This is a genomic window from Vibrio sp. ED002 (assembly GCF_023277445.1).
Taxonomy (GTDB): domain Bacteria; phylum Pseudomonadota; class Gammaproteobacteria; order Enterobacterales; family Vibrionaceae; genus Vibrio; species Vibrio jasicida.
Genome location: NZ_CP080239.1, coordinates 2,093,956 through 2,114,451 on the forward strand (window position 1 = coordinate 2,093,956; position 20,496 = coordinate 2,114,451).

General features: G+C 45.8%; 24 protein-coding genes. 12 read left to right on the forward strand and 12 right to left on the reverse strand.

All coding sequences use genetic code 11. The features are described 5' to 3' along the window. Positions 1 to 83: 83 nt before the first annotated feature. Positions 84 to 662, forward strand: a complete 579-nt coding sequence (locus ITG12_RS26050) for a malate synthase (RefSeq protein WP_038868558.1) — start codon at positions 84 to 86, stop codon at positions 660 to 662. Positions 663 to 765: 103 nt separating this feature from the next. Here ITG12_RS26050 and ITG12_RS26055 read toward each other — a convergent pair whose 3' ends face one another. Further along, positions 766 to 1,779, reverse strand: a complete 1,014-nt coding sequence (locus ITG12_RS26055; RefSeq protein WP_038868575.1) for a GGDEF domain-containing protein — start codon at positions 1,777 to 1,779, stop codon at positions 766 to 768. A gap of 298 nt (positions 1,780 to 2,077) precedes the next feature. On the opposite strand from ITG12_RS26055, the gene ITG12_RS26060 reads away from it, so the two are divergent. From ITG12_RS26060 to ITG12_RS26070, 3 genes are read left to right on the forward strand one after another with little or no spacing between them, the layout of a single operon-like run. Continuing rightward, the gene (locus ITG12_RS26060) at positions 2,078 to 3,430 is read left to right on the forward strand and encodes a DASH family cryptochrome (RefSeq protein ID WP_038875267.1); all 1,353 of its coding nucleotides are present in this window, start codon (positions 2,078 to 2,080) and stop codon (positions 3,428 to 3,430) included. Then, complete coding sequence (locus tag ITG12_RS26065; protein WP_038875265.1) at positions 3,430 to 4,974, forward strand: cryptochrome/photolyase family protein; 1,545 nt, start codon at positions 3,430 to 3,432, stop codon at positions 4,972 to 4,974. The genes ITG12_RS26060 and ITG12_RS26065 overlap by 1 nt, the downstream gene beginning before the upstream one ends. Next, entirely contained in the window at positions 4,974 to 5,681 is a 708-nt protein-coding gene (locus tag ITG12_RS26070) for an SDR family oxidoreductase (protein ID WP_038875262.1), read from the forward strand. The genes ITG12_RS26065 and ITG12_RS26070 overlap by 1 nt, the downstream gene beginning before the upstream one ends. Positions 5,682 to 5,742: 61 nt before the next feature. On the opposite strand, the gene ITG12_RS26075 is transcribed toward ITG12_RS26070, so the two are convergent. Both ITG12_RS26075 and msrB read right to left on the reverse strand, forming a co-directional pair. Further along, complete coding sequence (locus ITG12_RS26075; protein WP_005374142.1) at positions 5,743 to 5,889, reverse strand: DUF2256 domain-containing protein; 147 nt, start codon at positions 5,887 to 5,889, stop codon at positions 5,743 to 5,745. A 37-nt stretch (positions 5,890 to 5,926) separates the two neighbouring features. Beyond that, positions 5,927 to 7,069, reverse strand: a complete 1,143-nt coding sequence (gene msrB, locus ITG12_RS26080) for a peptide-methionine (R)-S-oxide reductase MsrB (protein ID WP_038875310.1) — start codon at positions 7,067 to 7,069, stop codon at positions 5,927 to 5,929. Positions 7,070 to 7,254: 185 nt separating this feature from the next. Between msrB and ITG12_RS26085 the strand changes: the two genes are divergently transcribed. The 3 genes from ITG12_RS26085 to ITG12_RS26095 all read left to right on the forward strand — a co-directional run bounded on the left by ITG12_RS26085 (position 7,255) and on the right by ITG12_RS26095 (position 8,702). Further along, the gene (locus ITG12_RS26085) at positions 7,255 to 7,653 is read left to right on the forward strand and encodes an OsmC family protein (protein ID WP_038868562.1); all 399 of its coding nucleotides are present in this window, start codon (positions 7,255 to 7,257) and stop codon (positions 7,651 to 7,653) included. Positions 7,654 to 7,764: 111 nt separating this feature from the next. Then, positions 7,765 to 8,319, forward strand: a complete 555-nt coding sequence (locus tag ITG12_RS26090; protein ID WP_038875258.1) for a sugar O-acetyltransferase — start codon at positions 7,765 to 7,767, stop codon at positions 8,317 to 8,319. 149 nt (positions 8,320 to 8,468) lie between these two features. Further along, a complete protein-coding gene (locus ITG12_RS26095) occupies positions 8,469 to 8,702 on the forward strand; it encodes a hypothetical protein (protein WP_038875249.1) in 234 nt (77 codons plus the stop codon). A gap of 67 nt (positions 8,703 to 8,769) precedes the next feature. Here ITG12_RS26095 and ITG12_RS26100 read toward each other — a convergent pair whose 3' ends face one another. Together ITG12_RS26100 and ITG12_RS26105 are read right to left on the reverse strand one after the other, a co-directional pair. Then, positions 8,770 to 8,952 carry a hypothetical protein gene (locus ITG12_RS26100; protein WP_005445428.1) on the reverse strand — a complete coding sequence of 61 codons (183 nt, stop codon included), beginning with the start codon at positions 8,950 to 8,952 and terminating at the stop codon, positions 8,770 to 8,772. Between the two features lie 131 nt (positions 8,953 to 9,083). Continuing rightward, a complete protein-coding gene (locus ITG12_RS26105; protein ID WP_038875245.1) occupies positions 9,084 to 9,992 on the reverse strand; it encodes a LysR family transcriptional regulator in 909 nt (302 codons plus the stop codon). Between the two features lie 137 nt (positions 9,993 to 10,129). Between ITG12_RS26105 and yjjG the strand changes: the two genes are divergently transcribed. Further along, positions 10,130 to 10,804: a pyrimidine 5'-nucleotidase gene (gene yjjG, locus ITG12_RS26110; protein ID WP_005438169.1), complete on the forward strand. Its 675-nt coding sequence runs from the start codon at positions 10,130 to 10,132 to the stop codon at positions 10,802 to 10,804. 91 nt (positions 10,805 to 10,895) lie between these two features. On the opposite strand, the gene ITG12_RS26115 is transcribed toward yjjG, so the two are convergent. Next, positions 10,896 to 11,387 carry a hypothetical protein gene (locus ITG12_RS26115; protein WP_042599944.1) on the reverse strand — a complete coding sequence of 164 codons (492 nt, stop codon included), beginning with the start codon at positions 11,385 to 11,387 and terminating at the stop codon, positions 10,896 to 10,898. Positions 11,388 to 11,646: 259 nt separating this feature from the next. Between ITG12_RS26115 and ITG12_RS26120 the strand changes: the two genes are divergently transcribed. Then, the gene (locus ITG12_RS26120; RefSeq protein ID WP_063345036.1) at positions 11,647 to 12,186 is read left to right on the forward strand and encodes an NUDIX hydrolase; all 540 of its coding nucleotides are present in this window, start codon (positions 11,647 to 11,649) and stop codon (positions 12,184 to 12,186) included. 137 nt (positions 12,187 to 12,323) lie between these two features. Here ITG12_RS26120 and ITG12_RS26125 read toward each other — a convergent pair whose 3' ends face one another. The 3 genes from ITG12_RS26125 to ITG12_RS26135 are packed head-to-tail and all read right to left on the reverse strand — an operon-like array spanning position 12,324 to position 13,459. Further along, positions 12,324 to 12,746, reverse strand: a complete 423-nt coding sequence (locus ITG12_RS26125; protein ID WP_038873130.1) for a hypothetical protein — start codon at positions 12,744 to 12,746, stop codon at positions 12,324 to 12,326. Between the two features lie 35 nt (positions 12,747 to 12,781). Continuing rightward, positions 12,782 to 13,102 carry a DUF4377 domain-containing protein gene (locus ITG12_RS26130; protein ID WP_248874507.1) on the reverse strand — a complete coding sequence of 107 codons (321 nt, stop codon included), beginning with the start codon at positions 13,100 to 13,102 and terminating at the stop codon, positions 12,782 to 12,784. Positions 13,103 to 13,120: 18 nt separating this feature from the next. Then, positions 13,121 to 13,459, reverse strand: a complete 339-nt coding sequence (locus tag ITG12_RS26135; protein WP_038873136.1) for a hypothetical protein — start codon at positions 13,457 to 13,459, stop codon at positions 13,121 to 13,123. Between the two features lie 182 nt (positions 13,460 to 13,641). Between ITG12_RS26135 and ITG12_RS26140 the strand changes: the two genes are divergently transcribed. Further along, positions 13,642 to 14,145: a hypothetical protein gene (locus ITG12_RS26140; protein WP_042599941.1), complete on the forward strand. Its 504-nt coding sequence runs from the start codon at positions 13,642 to 13,644 to the stop codon at positions 14,143 to 14,145. On the opposite strand, the gene ITG12_RS26145 is transcribed toward ITG12_RS26140, so the two are convergent. Then, positions 14,142 to 14,993 carry a DUF3626 domain-containing protein gene (locus ITG12_RS26145; protein ID WP_042599993.1) on the reverse strand — a complete coding sequence of 284 codons (852 nt, stop codon included), beginning with the start codon at positions 14,991 to 14,993 and terminating at the stop codon, positions 14,142 to 14,144. The two genes, ITG12_RS26140 and ITG12_RS26145, sit on opposite strands and share 4 nt — an antisense overlap. Positions 14,994 to 15,120: 127 nt before the next feature. Next, complete coding sequence (locus tag ITG12_RS26150) at positions 15,121 to 16,377, reverse strand: SGNH/GDSL hydrolase family protein (protein ID WP_283102933.1); 1,257 nt, start codon at positions 16,375 to 16,377, stop codon at positions 15,121 to 15,123. A gap of 437 nt (positions 16,378 to 16,814) precedes the next feature. Between ITG12_RS26150 and ITG12_RS26155 the strand changes: the two genes are divergently transcribed. Next, the gene (locus ITG12_RS26155; protein WP_248874509.1) at positions 16,815 to 19,190 is read left to right on the forward strand and encodes a S8 family serine peptidase; all 2,376 of its coding nucleotides are present in this window, start codon (positions 16,815 to 16,817) and stop codon (positions 19,188 to 19,190) included. Positions 19,191 to 19,199: 9 nt separating this feature from the next. Next, complete coding sequence (locus tag ITG12_RS26160) at positions 19,200 to 19,562, forward strand: hypothetical protein (RefSeq protein WP_038875223.1); 363 nt, start codon at positions 19,200 to 19,202, stop codon at positions 19,560 to 19,562. Positions 19,563 to 19,648: 86 nt separating this feature from the next. On the opposite strand, the gene phnX is transcribed toward ITG12_RS26160, so the two are convergent. Further along, entirely contained in the window at positions 19,649 to 20,464 is an 816-nt protein-coding gene (gene phnX / locus ITG12_RS26165; protein ID WP_038875221.1) for a phosphonoacetaldehyde hydrolase, read from the reverse strand. Positions 20,465 to 20,496 lie beyond the last annotated feature (32 nt).

The following is a 20,496-nucleotide window of genomic DNA, read 5'->3' on the forward strand; positions in this document are numbered from 1 at the left end:
CAACTTCACAAATTTGCCTGAAACTTAAACAGAGGTTTTAAGTTTTTACTCTAGGAAGAGTGTTTAAGTGAGAGGAAACGACGATGAATATGCTGAACTTCGATAAAAAAGACATCCAAGAACAACAACGCCCAATTATCGCTGAAGCCGTATTTGCCGTCGAGGCGGTAAGTGCTGAGCAGCAAAGCGAAAAGCAAATTAAGGCGAAGCAACTACTAGACCGAATGTTCCCACTAGAGAATGGGTCACACCAAGATGTATCCAGTTACGTTATCGACTACCGTCACGTAATGGCTTACTTCAAAGACGGTACGCACAGTGGCCTTAAAAGTCCAAAGCACTTCGTAGCGTACACTGGTGAGAAAGAAGATCCGAAATCGATTCTGTTTAAAGACGAATCTGGAAGCCACGCTGAAGTGCTGTTTGGTTGTCACAAAGGCACAGGTTGTGTTGAGTTGATGGACATCGACGATATCCAACTAGAAACCCGTACCACGTTTAGCCCTGAGCTGACGGGTAACGCCCCAACAGCCATGCGTCATTGGATCAGCTTGATCAAAGGCGACAAAAAAGGCAAACCAATGGCGTGCAGTGAAGATAAAGAATTTACCGCGAAAAACGGTGAAGATTACTTCTTAAGTTACTGCTACAGCATTGACTGATGCTTTAAGAAGCGAAAAAAATAACGATCCAGCCCAAGAAAGCAAAACCCCAAGCACGTGCTTGGGGTTTTGCTTGAGTGTTTTATTTACCGGGAAATCAGTCTTACAGCGGCATGACACGGTTGCGGCCGAGTTGCTTCGCTTCATAAAGTTGTTTGTCGGCTTTGTTGACCAAGCTTTCTGGCGTGTCGCCGATTTCAAATTCCGCAACTCCAAATGAGGCAGTAATACTGTGCACTTGGCTACCTGAGCGTTTGTCGCGGACACGCAACTTCTCAATCATTCGTCTCAACGTATCCGCGTATTGACGAGAGATTCTCAATGATTTGTTTGGCACAATCACCGCAAACTCTTCTCCACCAAAACGGTAGGCACTGATGCCATCTCGACAGCTTTGTTGTAAGCGACGCGCAATCGCTTTGATCACCGTATCACCGAATAAGTGACCATAATTGTCGTTAAATGCTTTGAAATGGTCGATATCAAGCATAATCAGTGTCATTGCCTGTTTGCTGTCAATCAGCATACGTAGGTCGTTATCGAAGGCACGACGATTATACAGCTTGGAGAGGCCGTCAAATAAGGCGTCTTTCTGTACTTCAGCAAGCTGATTTTTGAGACGAGAAATTTCTTCGCTCGCATTGGTCAGTTGGCTGTTGAGAAACTTGGTTGAATGGCGAATTTCACGAGACTCAACAACAAGCTGTCGTACAACATTCATGACTTCTTCAATGCTGAGGCTGCTGTCTTCGACTTTCTCTAGCTTATTAAAGCTTTTGTCGACCATGTCAGAAAAGGAGGACGTATCAGTGATGGTGTCTGTCATAGAGCTGGAGACCTCACCCAACAGCACTTCTACGTTGGTTTTAAGATCTTCTATGCTGGTCTCTGCTTTGCTTGCTACATAGTTGTTGTAGAGCAGTTTGTGCATAGCAGGAGGGCATACGTCGTAATTTTCCAGAACCATATCCATTTCTTGGTTCAACTCTGGAATGGTCTTATCTACGTAGGTATACCAAAGCGCGTAGTTGGCTGGTGTTGCCGCTACGTGGTTTTTGATCATTAAGGGCACCGCTTTTTTTAAATTAGCGGTCGATTTTTTAAATTCGTCGGTCATTTCTGCGGTGTTACAAGCAAAATGCAATTGGGCTAAGGGTAACGGATATAAAACAATATCGCTTTAATTTTTGTCATTTTTGTACGGTTTTTTTAAAAAACTTGAGCGAATAATCAAACGGTTTCATGAATTCTTACTTAATCTTTCATAACTTATAAATTTATCCATAACATTTTGTTTACTAAAGAAGTTTGTTTGATGAAGATTTCAGCAATCTAAATGATGCGATGATCGTGACCAATGGTGATGCGTAAAACTTGGCATGCACATAACAGAATAGAGTAGTAAGGAGCGTCACTTGAACAAGACTATAGGATTGTATTGGTTCACCAACGATTTGAGATTGCATGACAATCCGCTCCTGCTCCGAGCATCTGCTGAGGTCGAAGAGCTCATTTGTATATACTGCTATCCAAAAATGTCGCCCTACCTAAAGCAATACGCACAAACTCCGGAATTTGGGTCCGCCAAACAACAGTTTTTGGACGAGTCACTGCATTGCCTCAGCTTGTCTTTGAATGCACTTAATCAACGTTTACAGGTCGTTGACTTACCTCCTTACCAAGCAATCAAATATGTTACTGACAAGCTTGATGTGACCCATCTCTTTGTAGATGCGGTCTCTGGATCAGACGAACAAGATGTGGTCGATAAGATTCAAGCACAAGCGCCGCATTTGGCTATTGTCCAAAGTGAAGTTCGCAGCTTGTTCTGTGTCGAAGATTTACCGTTTGAGCTTGAGGCGCTTCCTGACACCTTCACCAAGTTCCGAAAAAAGGTTGAGAAACTCGCTCTAGCTGAACCTGTAGAAGCAATAACAACGTTGCCTACGCTGCCAGACGAACTCGCACTGCCGACGTTGAGTTTGACCCGCGATGTCCAGCCAAGCCTGTTTACCGGCGGTGAGCGAGCAGGGCTTGAACATTGTCGTCAGTATTTTGCTTCAACACTAGCAAGCGAATATAAACAAACGCGTAACGGTTTAGATGGCATGGATTACTCCACCAAGTTCTCTCCTTGGTTAGCTCATGGGGGTCTTTCTCCGAAAACCATTTATGCCATGTTGAAACGTTATGAAGCCGCGAATGGCGCAAATGATTCAACCTATTGGATTTACTTCGAACTGCTTTGGCGTGAATACTTTTATTGTTATGCCCGTCGATACAAGCGGCAGCTCTTCCGATTCGGTGGCATCCAAAATCAAGCACCACTCACCAGCTATTACGCGCACCGTTTCCAGCAATGGAAGAAAGGTGAAACGCCATTTCCTATCGTGAACGCGTGTATGCATCAGCTTAATGAAACCGGTTATATGTCGAATCGTGGTAGGCAGTTAGTCGCCAGTTGTTTAGTGCATGAGCTTGGCCTCGATTGGCGTTATGGCGCGGCGTACTTTGAGTCACAACTGGTTGATTACGATGTGGCATCAAACTGGGGAAATTGGCAATACCTAGCAGGCGTTGGTGCTGATCCGCGTGGTTCACGACAATTCAACCTTGAAAAGCAAACCGAAATGTACGATCCGCACATGGAATTCATCGATAGGTGGCAAGGTCGTTGTGCTGGCGCGCATTTGGATAGTGTAGACATGGTCGATTGGCCGATTGTGATGGGCAGCAGTGACAAAGCTTCGTCATCGGGGAAACCGTAATGCAATTTGAAACCGTACGATTGATCTTGGGCGATCAACTCAACAGTGAGCACTCTTGGTTTCAGCAACCGGATGAGCAAGTGCTTTACCTGATTGCGGAGCTCAAGCAAGAGAATACTTACGTCACGCACCATATTCAGAAAGTTTGTGCGTTCTTTTCTGCAATGGAACAGTTTGCGAAAGAGCGTCAGAGCGAGGGGCATCAAGTTTTGCATCTCACGTTGGATGACACACAATCCTTCGACGATCTTGAGCAAGTCTTGCAACACTACGCGAGCGAGGTTGGTGCAAGTAAGTTTGAATATCAACGCCCCGATGAATACCGTTTACTAGAGCAGTTAGCCAAACTAAAGCTTGATGGGGTTGTGACGCGTTGTGTCGATTCGGAACACTTTTTGTTGCCGTTTGAAGAAATAGAATCGCAGTTTCCTCAAGGCAAACACATTATGATGGAGCACTTCTACCGCCGGATGCGAAAGCGCTTCGACATCTTAATGCAAGACGGAAAACCCGTCGGCGGAAAATGGAATTACGATGCCAACAACCGTAATAAGCTTAAAGCCAAAGACATTGAACAACTGCCACAACCTTTGATGTTCAGTACCGACGTCCGCGGCATTGTTGAGCGGTTGGCAGAACATGACATCAAAACCATCGGAAATCTCGAAGGGGACTTGTTGTGGCCGATTAATCGCGCGCAAAGCTTGTCTTTACTCGCGCATTTCTGCCAAGTCTGTCTACCGTTGTTCGGCCGTTTTCAAGACGCCATGACAGGTCAGCACGATGCTAAGTGGAGCTTGTATCACAGTCGAATTTCATTCTCGCTCAACAGCAAATTGCTGCACCCGAGAGAAGTCATTGATGCATCACTCAAGGCATTTCATTCCAACGCGGACATCGACATTTCTCAAGTCGAAGGGTTTATTCGCCAAATATTGGGATGGCGAGAATACATCCGAGGCGTCTACTGGGCGAATATGCCTCACTACCCGAAAAAGAACGAGTTGGACGCAGAAAGAAAGTTGCCGGACTTCTTTTGGAATGGCGAAACCAAAATGGCTTGTATGCATAATGCGATTGGTCAGTCTCTCGATTACGCTTACGCACACCACATCCAACGCTTGATGGTCACTGGCAATTTTTGTTTGCTAACCGAAATCGACCCAGACCAAGTGGATGAGTGGTATCTCGGTATCTATGTTGATGCGATTGAATGGGTCGAAATGCCTAACACACGCGGCATGGCATTGTTTGCGGATGGCGGCATTGTTGGCACCAAACCTTACGCGGCGAGTGGTTCTTACATCAACAAAATGAGCGATTACTGTAAGGGCTGCCATTACGACAATAAATCGCGCAGTGGAGAAGGCTCGTGCCCGTTTAACAGCTTGTATTGGCGCTTTATGAACAAGCACGATAAGCGTCTCGCAACCAATCCACGAATCGGGATGATTTTCCGCTCTTGGGACAATATGGAAGAAGAAAAGCGGAATGCGATATTACAAACCGCAGAGCATTATATGAAAAACTTGGAGAGCTTGTGATGGACATCCTGATTGTTGGTGGCAACGGTGGCATTGGTTTAGCGATGGTTCAAGAAGCCACTTTGCGGTTCCCTCAAGCTCGTGTGCATGCCACTTATCGTAAGCTGCAACCAGATTGGCAACACCCAAATGTAATTTGGTATCGAGTGGATGTATCGCAAGACGAGCAGGTAAAAGCGTTCAGTGAGCAAATTGAACATGTCGATTGGTTGGTGAACTGCGTTGGTATGTTGCACACCCAAGAGAAAGGCCCTGAGAAGAATCTTAATTCGCTCGACGCAGACTTTTTTCAGCAAACCATCACGGTTAATACTTTGCCAAGTTTACTGTTGGCGAAATACTTCACGCCCAAGCTAAAGCGCAGTACTGCACCTAAGTTTGCGACCATTTCGGCCAAAGTTGGCAGCATTAGCGATAATCAGTTAGGTGGTTGGTACAGCTATCGTGCATCGAAAGCGGCGTTAAACATGTTCCTCAAAACCATGTCGATCGAATGGCAAAGAATGGTAAAACATGGCACGGTGCTGTCACTTCACCCTGGCACCACAGATACCGCTTTGTCGGCACCTTTTCACACCAATGTCCCAGAAGGAAAGCTGTTTACACCAGAGCGAGTCGCTAAGGATCTATTAGGCTTGATAGAAAAAGCAACCCCTCAAGATAGCGGGGCGTTTTGGGCTTATGATGGGACGTTATTGCCTTGGTAAGAGAACGCATACAAACGTTAATACAAAGGAAATAGCGTTCTCCAGAGAGGGTCGGAGTGACCTACGTTTTCGTTGATTTATTTCTTCGGCAACGCTCAGAGCAATAAACGATTTCCTCCCAATTTCGCGCCCACTTCTTTCTCCAAGAAAATGGGCGCTGACAGACCGGACAGACTTTCATGGGAAGGTTGGATTTAAAACCTTTCATTGCGCTGAATGTTCACTCCTAATTTGGTTACAACTAGCTACTTATCAAATAGGTACAGATAATCGCCGTAGCCTAAACTCGCCATCTTGTTCGCTGGTACAAACTCCATTGCGGCTGAGTTCATGCAGTAACGTAATCCCGTTGGCTTAGGACCATCTTTAAATACATGACCAATATGCGAATCACCAAACTTACTGCGGATCTCGGTGCGCGGATAAACCAGTTTAAAGTCGGTTTTCTCTACGATGTAGCCTGGGTTAATTGGTCTCGTAAAGCTTGGCCAACCTGTGCCCGATTTGTACTTATCCGTTGACGAGAACAAAGGCTCACCAGTGACGATATCAACGTAAATGCCTGCTTCTTTGTTATCCCAATACTTGTTGTTAAAAGGACGCTCCGTACCTTCTTCTTGTGTCACGTAGTATTGAAGCTCAGTCAATTTAGCTTTGATTTCTTTGTCTGAAGGCTTTTCGTACACCTTCACTTTCGTCACTAACTCTTTTTCGTTGATAAGTTCACGCAGCGTTTTTGGGTTGTCTTTACGATCTTCACCAAACACTTCGTCGAGGTACTTATCGCGACCTGATGCGTAGCGGTAGTATTTGTACTTCAGGCTACTCTTCTTGTAGTAATCCTGATGGTACGACTCCGCAGGGTAGAACTTTTCAAACTCGATCAGTTCTGTTTTCAACGGTTTTGGATAGATCATCGCCTTGTCGATTTCCATCATAAATTGCTCAGCAATCTGTTTCTGCTCGGCGTTATGATAGAAGACCGCTGGGCGATATTGAGGGCCACGGTCGACGAATGAGCCTTTGTCGTCAGTCGGGTCGATATGGCGGAAGAAGTAGTCCAGCACTTGTTCGTAGTTCACGACGGCAGGATCGTACTTCACCTCAATCACTTCAATATGGCCTGATTTACCAGAAGAGACTTGTCGATAAGTTGGGTTTTCTAAATCACCACCTGAGTAACCAGAGACAACGTCTAACACGCCGGGCAATTGTTCTAAATCTGATTCCGTACACCAGAAGCAGCCACCTGCGAGTGTTGCGATGTCAGTTTTACCAGATGCGTTCATCTTATCCATGGTATCGGCCGTACCTGTTTTACTTAGCAAGATGAACAGTACAGGGAGTGTGAATGAGAAGCCCACCAATAGCTTAGATACTTTCTTCATAACTTCCTCAAACGTCATTTTTCTCAATGAATGTTACGTAAGAAGACAGAAGTAAGAGCGAAAAAATTGCAGTGATTACGAAAAATTCTTTGCCCTTTCTCACAACAGGGCTACAGTAACGGCACGAAACAAGCGCTCATTGGTAGAAGGTTTCCGATGAGGCAAAAGCAATAATGAGGGAAACCATGCAAGCAGAAGTAAAATGGGTCGAAGACTTTAAATTCCTCGGTCAGTCTCAATCTGGTCACTCAGTCGTGATGGATGGCAATGGCGGTGCAACGGCACCAAGCCCAATGGAAATGGTATTGATGGCTGCTGGTGGTTGTAGCTCTGTGGACGTTGTTGATGGTCTAAAAACAGCAGGTCAGAAAGTGGCTTCTGTCAACGCGAAACTCACCACGGAACGCCGTGAAACGGCTCCACGTATCTTCACTCAGGTGAACATTCACTTTGAAGTATCTGGTGAAACACTGGACCCAGAAATCGTAGCTAAAGTGGCGGCGGACTCATTAGAAAAATACTGCTCAGTATGTCTGATGTTGGGCGAAGGCGTTGAGATGACTCACAGCTGGGAAATCGTATAACCCCGACGTGATACAACGACAAAATAGGAAAGAGAAAAGCCCGTGCTTTTCTCTTTTTTTATTCCTCTTTTACGCTAATCTATCGAGGTCAAAAGTTGTAGGAATGATCCAGTGACCGAATTAGAAAAAATGATGTCTGGCAAAGTGTTTAACGGTACAGACGAAGAGATCGAAGCGATCCGTACTCACGCAACTCATGCGTTGAAGGCCTTCAATAACAATACCGACGAATCTCTACGTGATGCTTTGCAAAAGGATCTGTTTGGTAAAGTTGGGATGAGTATGATCCGAGCGCCATTCCATTGTGAGTTTGGTAAGACGATTGAAATCGGTGAAGAGACCTTCATCAATATGAATGTCGTCATGCTTGATGGGGCCAAAATCACCATTGGTAGCCACGTACTTATCGGCCCTAGTGTGCAACTTTACACGGCATCACATTCGTTGGATTACCGTAGCCGACTTAAGTGGGAAACGTTTTGTAAACCAATCACCATTGAAGATAGTGTTTGGATTGGTGGCAACTCGGTGATCAACCAAGGGGTAACCATTGGTGCTCGCTCAGTCATTGCCGCTAACTCAGTGGTAAACAGCGATGTTCCACCAGATTGTCTATATGGCGGTACGCCTGCCAAATTGATTCGTCGCTTAAACGAGGACGAGTAATCACACATACTCACGGCGCTTATTCCCATAATCAATAAGCGCTTGTTTACATATCGGTTTCATTAATTTATAAATCTCAAATGCTTATATCGAAAGCTATGACGTTTTTAACGAGAATGAATTCACCCGTTTGAAGTTTAGGGGTTGATATGTCAAATAAGACGGAAGTTATTATGTGTCCTTCGTGTGGTGTGGAAACGCATCATGTCGTGGTGTTGGTCAGAAAGAAAAGTGCTTTTGAGGGAGATAAGAATCGTAGTAAGAAGGAGTTCATTTCTGGCTTTCTAAAAAGCACAGTATTTGGTGCTTTCCTTGCTTCTATGGATGACTTCTCTCGTCATCTAATCTGCGAAAACTGCGGAAATAAAATCATTCAAGATTGAGCGTAGTAACTCTCCTACTAATCAAAAAAATGAGCTCGGGTGTAGAGCTCATTTTTATCGATGTTTTTTAAGAATGGAAGATCACTTGCTCGTCTTCTGTCATTACAAGCGTCGCTTTGTTTTGCTCGATAAGCTGAGCTGCGTAAGAGGGCGTTACGGCTTGAATCTCGCCTTTTGCTTTTAGCGTCAGCGATTCCCACGCTTGGTCACGATATTTACCCGCTTGGGTGTATTGAATCAGTACTTTCATAGCTTCACACTCCGGTGTGGTTGACGTGCTACTTAAGTTAGCGCTCCAATGCTGGTTGCGCACCTGTTAAAAATGAAACATTAGATTAACCAAATGTTATTGCATCAAATGTGATGAAGTATTAGAACCTATTAATAGCGATCCCAATACGGTGTATCAGTGCCTAGCTTTTCGCTGATAAAGTCGATGAACACACGTACTTTCAATGGCATGTGTTTGCGCTCTGGAAACACCGCATAGATGGCATGCTCAGGAAGGGAGAACTCTTCCATCAGCGGTTTTAAGTTACCGGATGCAAAGTCTTTCGCGGCGATGAAAGTCGGTAATTGCGCGATGCCAGACCCTCTTAATAGCAACTGGCGAATCGCTTCACTGTTGTTGACCACAAAGTTGCCCTTCGGCAGCACCTTATATTCGTTACCACTGTTGATGAACATCCACTCGACACCGCCTCGGAAATACGAATAACGCAAACAGTTGTGCGTCACCAAGTCGCTTGGTTTGGTTGGTACGCCAAACTCTTTTAAGTATTCGGGAGAGGCGCACAGTACGCTTTTACACGGAGCAAGGCGCTTAGCGACAAGGTTCGAAGTCGCAAGTTCGCCAATGCGAATCCCCAAGTCAAAGCCTTGTTCGACCAAATCCACCATGGCGTCTTCTAGCTGTAAATCGACCTCAATTTTCGGATAACGTGCAAGAAGTTCGCTGATAAGTGGCGCAACGTGCAACACACCGAAAGACATGGGTGCAGTGATTTTGAGCCGACCTTGGGGGGAGCCTTGCAGCTCAGAAACGGCATCGACACCTTGTTGAGCTAAGTTGACTGCCTGTGAAGCGTACTCGAAGTATCGACGTCCAGCCTCGGTTAGGCTGAGCTTTCTCGTAGTGCGATTAAGCAACCGAATGCCGAGGTCATCTTCGAGTTGATTAATGCGTTTGCTTATCGCCGATTTAGTCAGGTTTAACTGCTTGGCGGCAAGGGAAAAGCTGCCGCATTCGACGACAGCGACAAATACTGGCAGTGACGCAATGGCATTCACGGCGTGCTCCTAGGTTATTGGGGTTATCTATTGTTGAGAAAAACGATACAATCATTTTCCGATTATAGAGATTATCTTCAAGAAGAAAACAATTAGACTATGCGGCAGAAAACGACCTGGATATTGGAAAGAAGAAAATGAAATACGATTGGATCTTGTTTGACGCTGACGAAACTTTGTTTCACTTTGATGCCTTCAAAGGTTTACAGCTGATGTTTTCTCGCAAAGGCGTAGATTTCACCGAGCAAGATTTTGCCCACTACCAAACGGTCAACAAGCCACTTTGGGTAGATTACCAAGATGGCAAAGTGACGGCAGATGAGCTCAAACACAAACGCTTTACTGAATGGGCAGAAAAGCTCAACACCACAACAGCGGATCTTAACAGCGCATTCCTAGAAGCGATGGCAGACATCTGTACTTTGTTGCCGGGTGCGAAAGAGTTGATGGAAGCGCTGCAAGGTAAAGCCAAAATGGGCATCATCACCAATGGTTTTACAGAGCTGCAAGCGATTCGCCTAGAGCGCACAGGTATGAGCGATTACTTCGAGCACGTGGTGATTTCTGAGCAAGTTGGTATTGCTAAGCCGGATCTGGGTATCTTTGAATACGCGATGACGCAAATGGGCAACCCATGTAAGACGCGCGTATTAATGGTGGGTGACAACCTGCATTCCGATATCTTGGGCGGTAACAACTTTGGCATTGAAACGTGTTGGTTGAACACCACAGGTGCGAGTGTGGATGAGCGTATTGCACCAAGCTACACGGTGGAATCATTGAACGAGCTTAAGAGCATCCTCGTCGCTTAAGCTTAAGTGAACAAACAAACGAAAAAAGCGCTGATTTCTCAGCGCTTTTTTGTTTCTATCGATGCTGTTTTGTATTCATCGATTTTGCATATTAGCTAGCGTTAGTTTCCGCCAATTCACGTTGTGCTTGTTGTTCTTTCTCACCAAGTTTGAAGTAAATCTTACCGACGACGACTTCTGAAATCAGGATGGTAAACACCACCGCAAAGAAGGCGACGACACCGTTCCAAGGACCACTAAAGTCAACCTTGTCACCGAACAGAATGTTAATGGCTTCTAGCATCACGAACTTCGAACCGACCAAGATAACGTAAGTCGAGATACCACGGTAAATCTTAGGTGCCGTACCCGGCTTCGATTTAAAGTACTCTGCGATTTTGTGTTCCGCTTTGATAGACAGCTTCAAGAGCAACTGAAGCAGCAATGCCGCGGCGAAAGAAATCGTAAATGAATCAATGGTTACGAAATCCCAATATTCGTCATAGAAGTTCAGTACCGTAAGGTCTACCAATACCGCCAAGGTATAACCAACAAACAGACGTTGTGGAGTGTTGAAACCGTAGACTTTATCCGATGCGCTCATAAGAACCCTCAATCAATAATGAACAAGTTTGCAAAGCCATGCCTTGCGTCGATGGGTTAACTATATGAGTTCCTCGAATTGAAAACTTGCCATTTCGCGCCATCCTAATCATTGCGATGAATGATTGTTTTGATTGGATATATTGAATACCAATAAGCGCGTTGATTTTGAAAACCGTCTACAAACTGACACGCAAACAGCGTTAGAATGGCTTCTAATCCAATAACTAATTTCGAAGAATCAAGCAGTAAGGACTCTCATGGCAGACATCAAGCAGCTCGACAGCAAAGTGGTGTATCAAAACAAATGGATGACGGTACGTGAAGATAAGATCCAACGTCCTAGTGGAGCCGAAGGCATCTACGGTGTGGTCGACAAGCCAGACTGTGCAGCAATTCTGGCGATCGATAACGGCGTGATTCACTTAGTACAGCAGTTTCGTTACACCGTAGGGCAACGTTGTTGGGAAATTCCACAAGGTGCTTGGGAATCAAATCCAGATGCGGATCATCTTGAGCTAGCAAAAGGTGAGCTTCGAGAAGAGACGGGTATGCAGGCCAATAAGATGGAATACGTTGGTGCGCAGTTCATCGCTTATGGGTTCTTAAACCAGACTTGCCATGTGTACTTCGCGAGTGAGTTGTCTAAAGTAGGCAATCAGTTAGATAGTGAAGAGGAAGACTTGATCACACGCTCGTTCTCCGTTGAAGCGTTCGAGCAAATGATGATAGAGGGTGAAATCAAAGACTGCGTCACCATCGCTGCTTATGGTTTGGCGAAATTGAAAGGCTTGGTGTAAGCAAAACAAAGCTTTTAAGTTACCTAAGGTGGTTAACTAAAAGGCTCGCAATGAGCCTTTTGGTGGTTAATATTGAGATGACTTAGCGCCGCTTTTTGTTGCCTCAGATGATTATCGCCACAGATGCTGGCGTGATGCTACTCACCGCCACCATCCCCACCGCCGTCTCCTCCAAAGTCTCCACCATCTGCATCGAAATCATCCGAATCGGTAGCGGGCTGTTGTTTGTGGCTGTCTTGAATCTCCGCGTAAGTCAGTAAAGCACTGACGCTCACCAGATCCGTCGCTTGGTCAAATAAGGCAAGTGAGACTTCTGATTGGAATTCAGCATGTTCCCCTAGCTCATGGCTTAGGCCCATCGGCACGTAAGCGGCTTGGCTAATCAACATGCCGTATGCGATCAGGGCAAAGGCATCATCTGTCTTACCATTTTCTTTCAGCGCCCAATCGATCTCTTCCTTCGAGTAATCTGCTTTCTCACCATACTTGAGTGCTAGTTTTGGCGTGATGTCCTTTGCTACCTCACGAATTTGGCGGTTTCGTTTCCAATTTCCAAACATAAAACTTCCTTTTCTATGGGTGGTGAATGTTACGGCTATCGCTTCTCTAACACTTCAATCAGCTCATATCGATACAAGCTCGCATCGGCTGGTGCATTCTCTGGGGTAAATCGCTGAGTACGTTTGATTTTTAACGTGTACTCGGAACCTGATTTAAATTCAAAACCGTCGATTTGGTCATAGAAGTAGTTACCATCGACCACCATGCATTTCATTGGCCCGACGCCCACACAATCCACCAGTTCTGAACCTACATTAACGGTCATGATTTTTGCGGTGTCATCGGATTCGTGTTGAGCACAGCCAAATAGCGCTGCAGCCATCATAGGCAACACAACATAGCGTTTTAGATTCATTCTTTGCTCCTTAAAGGGTTACCAAATCATCATAGCAAGATTGACGAAAAGTGATGGTAAACCCGCGATAAAAAAGATAAACCCAAGCTGATAGTTTTTGCTTGTGTCTGTCTCGAAATGCTGACGGTCGACCATTGAGTGCACTTTATCCGTGAATTCATCATCGAGGAGCGAATGACGAGAATACATACCGCCCTCCCAAGTCAGTTTTGCTAATACCCAGATGACGACGAGGACAAAAAACAAAAAGTCACTCAATTGGGTCGATTGAAATTGAGGCACAAAGTGAGAAAGTCCAAATACGATCACTGCCGCGACCGCATTTATCAGTACGACTATTTGTAATAATCTAAGCAAACTGATCCCTAGTTATCATTGTTTTATGAAGCAATACATTGACATGATTTATAAAATCTGTCGCTTTGTATTCTTGTTTTAGAGGGTGTAAATCACAAGCAAAAACGATTAAAAAGATGACCTTGAACTTTGCGTTAAGGTCTTTATAGTATTCCATTCACATATCTTGGCGGAGCAGTAACGTGAAATTATTGGCAGATAAAACGGGCGAGCAATTTTTGCAAATTTTAGATGAGCAAGCTGACGCATTAACGGTGCAATTTATCTCCAACGAAGGCGAGCCAAAAGGACAACCATTCAAAGACTCTCTCAAAGGGTTGAAGCTAGCTGGGTGGTCTCATCGCACGACGTCCACTGCGATTGGTTTATCGCGTTTTAAAAAGGGGTATCTCGAAGATGCGCATGTAAGTTTTGCACTGCATCGTTTGTACCCTTTGGGACGCAAAGTAAAACTGCCAAGCGGCGAGATTGTGCAGATCGCCAGTTACGCCAATACCCACGCAGATGGCTATTACATGTTTGTTCGCCGTGATGATGAGCAAGAGTTGGTGCGTATGAAAATGTCACCAGATTGGCTGTTAATGCCATCAGAGAAGCTACTTGCTCTGCCGTATTATCCGCGTCCTCGTACTCAACAAGAGCTTAATGTGATCGATGATTTCGACAAATGGGCTGGTGGCTTTTAATCGCCAGTCTGTCGATAATCAAACCCAAATCGCGCTAAGTAGTGCCAGACTTTTTTCAAATCTTGCTCGTCAAACGCTTTTGCTTTTACCGCTTCACCAATAATGCGTGGCGTTAGCATGCCATTTTCTGCAACCTGATTTGCGATGTCTAAAATGGCTTGTCCTCGGTAGTCTGGATAAAGATTGATGTCTTCTATTGAGACACAAAAACCACTGTGCCAACGAATCTCAACTGGTAACTCACGAGCGTAACCTTCTACCTCAGTGCCTTTAAATGAAGGGTCGAGCACCAAGGCTTGAATATCTTCCTTCAAGTGCAAATCGCCGTGGATTTGAGTTTCGATATAGGCGTCCAACCTGTCTGGCACTTGTGCGTTTAACTCATCCAACAAGGGGTGAATGCGTTCAATAGTGGCGAAGTGCTCTGGCTCGAAGAAGCTATCTGGATAACAAAATGTCGCTCGCTTGCTGATCTCTGGTTTCAATAAGAAGTAGCTAGAACCAAATCTTGGTGATGCGCCAACTTCTGAACTAGAGAAGTTTAACGCGCCATACTTTGGGCGTTGATTTGGTTGGCTATTGTCGTAAACACCATCAAACACGCGCTGCTCCCAACGCCAACGCTCCCCACCTTCGTAAGCCGTCAGTCCGCCGTTGCTTGTACCGGTTTCAAATTGGGATTTGAGCTTACCATCTTGGGCTATTGCTTTAAGCAGCGGTTCGCCCTCAGAAGTGGTTCGATCGGGATGAAAGTTGATGGTCACTGCGAAAGGATGTGACTGCGGTACTCCTGCGGATTTCGAGCGAATCACATCAAGAGCGCGTTGAGTAAATGGATGATCGAGCACGACATTGACCTCTGGTTTTTCTTTCAACTTACCGAGTTCAGCCTGCTAATTCAATCTCAGACTATGAATGTAAAGAGAGATTTAGAGGACAGAACCTCTCAACATTTGAGAGGTTCTAATAGACCGCTTAGAAAGGGTGGTTTGATAGCTGATCACTGCTTTCTAACATCTTCTCTGCTACGTAACGATGCGTGGCCGTGGTTGGGTGAGTCACATCCCAGAATACAAACTTGTCTGAGCCCGAAGAGGCACACTCAGAACGTAGCGAATGTTTGTACAAGTAGTCTGCTGCCGATGAGCGATTGATGTCTTGGCAGGCTTGGCTTGCATTTACAAACCCATGTTGCTCAGGGTTTGCTGTTAGGCCTTCAAACAGTGCATGAGTATCGTGCAATGTGATGTTTAAACCTTGCGCTGAGTAGTAATCAGCTTGTGCTTTGATAAATTCGTTCATCTCAAGAATTTTTGCTCGAATCGTTGCGATCTCTTCTTGAGTCGAGTACGTAAATTGTGGCGCATACGTGGCATCGGGTAGCGTCATCAGGAGAAAGTTTTCTGCGCCTGCATCCGTCAGCTTGATCAAAGCTTCAGCGTAGTCTGATTTTACCTCTGGAACGCTGCGGTTATAGTTCATAAAATCATTCAAACCGAACTCAAGGGTAAATAAGGTATTGGCTGGTATGTAGTTTTTTGCCAGTTTCGTATACGCCAAGTAAGAGGAAACTTGCTCACCCACTCCTGTCAGAGCGATGTATTGGTTTTCACCCGCAGCGCCACCTACAGCCCAGTTGTAGAGCGGTAGGTTCTTGGCTTGAGCAATGTACTCTGTCCATACAAACCCGTTAGAGAAATGCCCTAAGAACCAGCTATTCGGATTCGGGAAGCGCCATTGTGATGCGTTAAAGATGTTGCCCGTGTCCGACAAGCTATCGCCCAACGCGACCACTTTGTTGATCTGAACTGGCTGCATTACAGGATCGTTACTCCAGATCGAATGATTGTATGACCAACGATTATCAGCGGCAAAGAAAGTGATATCGGCGTTTTCATTCGCTAGATCGAGCGTTTCTTCACAACGTTGTTTGATAACATTTTGTGGCGTATCGGTATAGAACATGTTTTTGAATGAGAGTGCGTTCCACCAATAACCGTTAATAGTGAAGTAGCTGCCATCTGGGTTTTCTGCCCATTCCCAATCAGTTGCTGGGTCATCGTGTGAATAACTAGTTCGATACCAGCAGCGAACGTATGTGTAAGTTTGCTTGTCTTGTGTGCTTCTTACTTGTGAAGCACTGATCATCTCCGGAGACAGTGTTGATTCGGCAGCGTGAGCAAGATTGAGTGGTAGTAATAATGCACTAAGTAACGTAATGGTTTTGTTCATGATTCACTCTCTATAATGATTATCGTCATGATTTAGATGAGAAGTTATCTCATCAACTCTCCTCATTCTGGGTAAATACGCTATTCAGTCAAATATCTAATTATTCAAATTGTCAATTTTGGTACCGCAATCGTATTTCAATAGATTTGGTAAATAGAACAATTTTATAAAATCTAGAATAATTACTCACCAACATTAATTTAACATGCACTTTTGTTGTTAATAAGTAATTGCTTTATAAGTAAATTGGTTGATTTTGAATGTTCACTATTTCTGTTTATTAAATGATCTTTTATTAACAATTATGTATTCATAAAATGAATTATTTGGATTTTTTAACAAATAACCTATAGCTGAATAACTCATGTTAATGAGGTTTGAATGACTTTTCATGAGTAAAAAGTGAATAAAAATCAGCTCAACAAGGAATAGAGCAAATGCATCACACAACAACTAAATTAAATGGCTTGTTTTCATTGTCTGCCGTTGCAGTAGCAATGACATTTTCGATGTCAGCGCATGCGGCTCCTCTAACGGGGTTCGACGAATCTAACTTGCCGACCAAATACATCGTCAAATTTAAAGAAGATACGTCCAGTCCCTCAGCATTGGGTGGGAACTCATTCTGGGGGCCACGCATCGCGCAAGAGTCGGTATTAGATCAGCTCAAAGCGCGTAAAGTGGAAAAGCTAGGAAACCGCGCGATCTACAGCGTGGAGATGGAAGACTCGGAATTGGGGCAATTGCGTAACCGCAGCGATGTGGAATACGTTGAAATTGACCCACCGCGTTATCTGTTAAGTGAGACTATCCCTTGGGGCTATGAGGCGGTGAACGCTCAGCTTCTGGATGACTCGAATGCAGGGAATCGCACCGTGTGTATCATCGACTCGGGTTACGATCTGGCGCACAACGATCTGAGTGGTAACCGAGTGTCGGGTACAAACGACAGCGGTACAGGCTCTTGGAGTGTTCCGGGGAACAACAACGCTCACGGGACGCACGTAGCAGGTACGATTGCTGCGATTGCCAACACGGAAGGCATCAAAGGTGTCATGCCAAACCAAAACGTGAATTTGCACATCGTTAAGGTGTTCAATGAAGCGGGGTGGGGCTACTCATCCAGCTTGGTGAAAGCGGTACAAACTTGTGCTGACAACGGCGCGAACGTCGTCAACATGAGCCTTGGTGGTAGCCAGTCGAGTGTGACGGAGAAAAACGCGTTGCAAACTATTTATGATCAAGGCGTGCTGCTGATTGCTGCTGCGGGTAACGATGGTAATACTGCACATAGCTACCCAGCGTCTTACGATTCAGTAATGTCGGTTGCGGCAGTGGATGATAAGCGTGATCACGCGGCGTTCTCTCAAGCGACAGATCAAGTTGAAATCGCAGGTCCGGGCGTAGCAATTTTGTCTACGGTGACAGTCGGCGAGGGTAAGCTTTCAGACATTCGCTTGAACGGTGTTAGCCAGTTCGATCGTGGCATCGTTCCTCACAACCGCTTGATCCAATCGGGCGGCAGTTACGGTCCAGATCCAGTAGCTGGTTCTATCACGGCGACACTGGCAAGCTGTGACGTATCTGGTAGCAGTTTCAGCTGTGGTGATATGTCTGGCAAGATCTGTTTGACCGAGCGTGTGGGTAACCAATCATCAGGCAACTACCCAGAAATCGATGCAGTTCAAGCGTGTTACAACGCAGGCGCAAGTGCGGCGATCGTGTACAGTAACTCTGAGCTACCGGGTTTGCAGAATCCTTTCCTTGTCGATCAAAACAACGCAGCGCGTATTGTGTCAGTGACAGTTGATCGTGCCTTCGGTCAGGAGCTATTGGGCTATGTTGGTCAAGACATCACGGTATCGACCACTAAGGGTGAAGATTACGAATACTACAACGGTACTTCGATGGCGACGCCGCACGTAACTGGTGTTGCAGGTTTAGTGTGGAGTTACCATCCAACCTGTACCGCAGCACAAGTACGTAACGCACTGATCAAGACAGCAACGGACATCGACGTAACAGGTCGTGATAACCGCACAGGTCATGGTCTTGTGAATGCTGAAGCAGCGAAACAATACCTAGACGCTGGCTGTAATGGTCCAGATGGCGGTGGATCTGGCAACGACAACGTTCTAGAAAATGGCGTGGCGAAAACGCAGCTTTCTGGCGGCAGCAAATCAAGCACAGTATTCGTGTTTGACGTCCCAGCGGATGCAACGCAAGCGACATTCAACATGAGTGGTGGTTCTGGTGATGCTGACCTTTACGTACGCTTTAATGGCACACCAAGCACCAGCACTTACGACTGTCGTTCATGGGCGGGTGGTAATGGCGAAAGTTGTAGCTTGAACGTATCTGGCGCAGGGCAATATGAAGTATTGGTTTACGGCTACAGCGCGTACTCTGGTGTTTCTCTTGTTGCAGCGCATAACGGTTCGGGCGATTCATCAGGTGGCGGTTCTGCACCTTCTAGCTACACCAACTCGAATGCAGTAGCGATTCCTGACAACAGCTCTGCAGGTATCGTAAGCCCATTAGATGTGGCTCGCTCTGGCGATGCAGGTTCAGTGACTATCGACTTGGATATCACTCACACCTACATTGGCGATCTTCGTGTCACGCTAACGTCACCTGACGGTGGTCAAGTAGTACTGCACGACAATGCGGGTGGTGGTGCAAACGACATTAAAACCAGTTTCCAAGCGGATTTCTCTGGTTTTGAATCACAAGGCACATGGGAACTTAAAGCGGTGGACAATGCCAGAAGAGACACAGGCACCATCAACAGTTGGACTCTGACCTTTCAATAAGGAGTGACTATGAAGAAGTTGACCTTACTTTCTTTGTCTGCGGTAGGCGCTACCGCACTATTGGCAATCGGACTGAGCTCAAGCAGCTTGGCAAACAATCAAGGATTTCCTCTCGTGGATGAACGCCAAGATCAAGCCGAGCAGCAACCTGCACGTTACTTTGTTAAGTATCATGAAGGAAAAGAGAGCGAAGTGAGAGCGCTTCTTCGTCAGCACAACATTGAAGTGGTCGACGCTCTGGTGAAACAACACGTGTTGATTGTGGTGGGTGAACAGGCGGAAGTCGATAAGCTCGCGGATCAAGATGCGGTCGAATACACCGAGCAAGAGCCGACAAGGAAGCTGCTATCTAATGGAAGTACGCTTCAATAAGCCAAAGCTCCTTAAGATAGTGCCAAAAAGAAAAACGCCCCTCACGTGAGGGGCGTTTGTTTTCATTTATTGGTGGAAAATGAAGACTACGGACGCTCACCTGCCGCTAGGCGACGTTCGATATCTGCAACCACTTCTGGGAAGTCAGCAATGGTGTCGATGAGGTAATGCGGCGAGCTCATGAGCAATTTTGCACGCGCTTTTTCACGAGCAGCATTAAGTGTTGTTTCGTCCGCAGCTTGGTATTCCTCAAATGTCAGACCCGCTTCGTTACCAGAAAGCAGCAAACCAACGGTCCACATACCTGCGTTGTGACCTTCGTCGATGCCCGGTGCGGCGTCATCCACTTTGATACACGCATTAACGTCGGTAACATTCAGCTCAATCACATTCTTCAGTGCCATAAATGGTGCTGGGCGACCACCTTGCGGCAGGTCATCCGTTGCTACTACGTAATCCGGTTTGTAGCCGTAATCCGCAGCCACAGGAATCAGCACATCCATCACTTCGCGAGGGTAACCAGAACAAGAACCGATCTTGATGCCTTTGTCTTTCAGACCGTTCACAACTTCAATCGCATTAAGGATTGGCTCTGCATGGTCAGCCACTTTTGCTTTTTGCAGCGGCATGAATGCTGCGTAGATAGCGTCGATGTCTTCGCTGGTCATTGAGCGACCGAACTTCTCATTCCAACGCTTATCAACGGCAGAAATACGACCCACAGCTTGGATGTGATCCCACTTACCAAGCCCCATTGGTTCGCGCGCTTCCTCAAGATCGATATCGAAATCAAAGCCTTGTTTGAACGCTTCCACAAAGATACTGGTTGGCGCAAAAGAGCCGAAATCGACGATAGTGCCAGCCCAGTCAAAGATCACTGCTTGAATTGGTGAGTTGCTCATGTTCAATCCTTTTTCTTGCTTGCCAGAGCGCT

What these genes read in the sequence shown, in the direction of transcription:
- ITG12_RS26050 (WP_038868558.1), top strand. Translation starts at nt 84, where the DNA reads ATGAATATGCTGAACTTCGATAAAAAAGACATCCAAGAACAACAACGC.
- ITG12_RS26055 (WP_038868575.1), bottom strand. Translation starts at nt 1,779, where the DNA reads ATGACCGACGAATTTAAAAAATCGACCGCTAATTTAAAAAAAGCGGTG.
- ITG12_RS26065 (WP_038875265.1), top strand. Translation starts at nt 3,430, where the DNA reads ATGCAATTTGAAACCGTACGATTGATCTTGGGCGATCAACTCAACAGT.
- ITG12_RS26070 (WP_038875262.1), top strand. Translation starts at nt 4,974, where the DNA reads ATGGACATCCTGATTGTTGGTGGCAACGGTGGCATTGGTTTAGCGATG.
- ITG12_RS26075 (WP_005374142.1), bottom strand. Translation starts at nt 5,889, where the DNA reads ATGAAAGGTTTTAAATCCAACCTTCCCATGAAAGTCTGTCCGGTCTGT.
- msrB (WP_038875310.1), bottom strand. Translation starts at nt 7,069, where the DNA reads ATGAAGAAAGTATCTAAGCTATTGGTGGGCTTCTCATTCACACTCCCT.
- ITG12_RS26085 (WP_038868562.1), top strand. Translation starts at nt 7,255, where the DNA reads ATGCAAGCAGAAGTAAAATGGGTCGAAGACTTTAAATTCCTCGGTCAG.
- ITG12_RS26095 (WP_038875249.1), top strand. Translation starts at nt 8,469, where the DNA reads ATGTCAAATAAGACGGAAGTTATTATGTGTCCTTCGTGTGGTGTGGAA.
- ITG12_RS26100 (WP_005445428.1), bottom strand. Translation starts at nt 8,952, where the DNA reads ATGAAAGTACTGATTCAATACACCCAAGCGGGTAAATATCGTGACCAA.
- yjjG (WP_005438169.1), top strand. Translation starts at nt 10,130, where the DNA reads ATGAAATACGATTGGATCTTGTTTGACGCTGACGAAACTTTGTTTCAC.
- ITG12_RS26115 (WP_042599944.1), bottom strand. Translation starts at nt 11,387, where the DNA reads ATGAGCGCATCGGATAAAGTCTACGGTTTCAACACTCCACAACGTCTG.
- ITG12_RS26120 (WP_063345036.1), top strand. Translation starts at nt 11,647, where the DNA reads ATGGCAGACATCAAGCAGCTCGACAGCAAAGTGGTGTATCAAAACAAA.
- ITG12_RS26125 (WP_038873130.1), bottom strand. Translation starts at nt 12,746, where the DNA reads ATGTTTGGAAATTGGAAACGAAACCGCCAAATTCGTGAGGTAGCAAAG.
- ITG12_RS26130 (WP_248874507.1), bottom strand. Translation starts at nt 13,102, where the DNA reads ATGAATCTAAAACGCTATGTTGTGTTGCCTATGATGGCTGCAGCGCTA.
- ITG12_RS26150 (WP_283102933.1), bottom strand. Translation starts at nt 16,377, where the DNA reads ATGAACAAAACCATTACGTTACTTAGTGCATTATTACTACCACTCAAT.
- ITG12_RS26155 (WP_248874509.1), top strand. Translation starts at nt 16,815, where the DNA reads ATGCATCACACAACAACTAAATTAAATGGCTTGTTTTCATTGTCTGCC.
- ITG12_RS26160 (WP_038875223.1), top strand. Translation starts at nt 19,200, where the DNA reads ATGAAGAAGTTGACCTTACTTTCTTTGTCTGCGGTAGGCGCTACCGCA.
- phnX (WP_038875221.1), bottom strand. Translation starts at nt 20,464, where the DNA reads ATGAGCAACTCACCAATTCAAGCAGTGATCTTTGACTGGGCTGGCACT.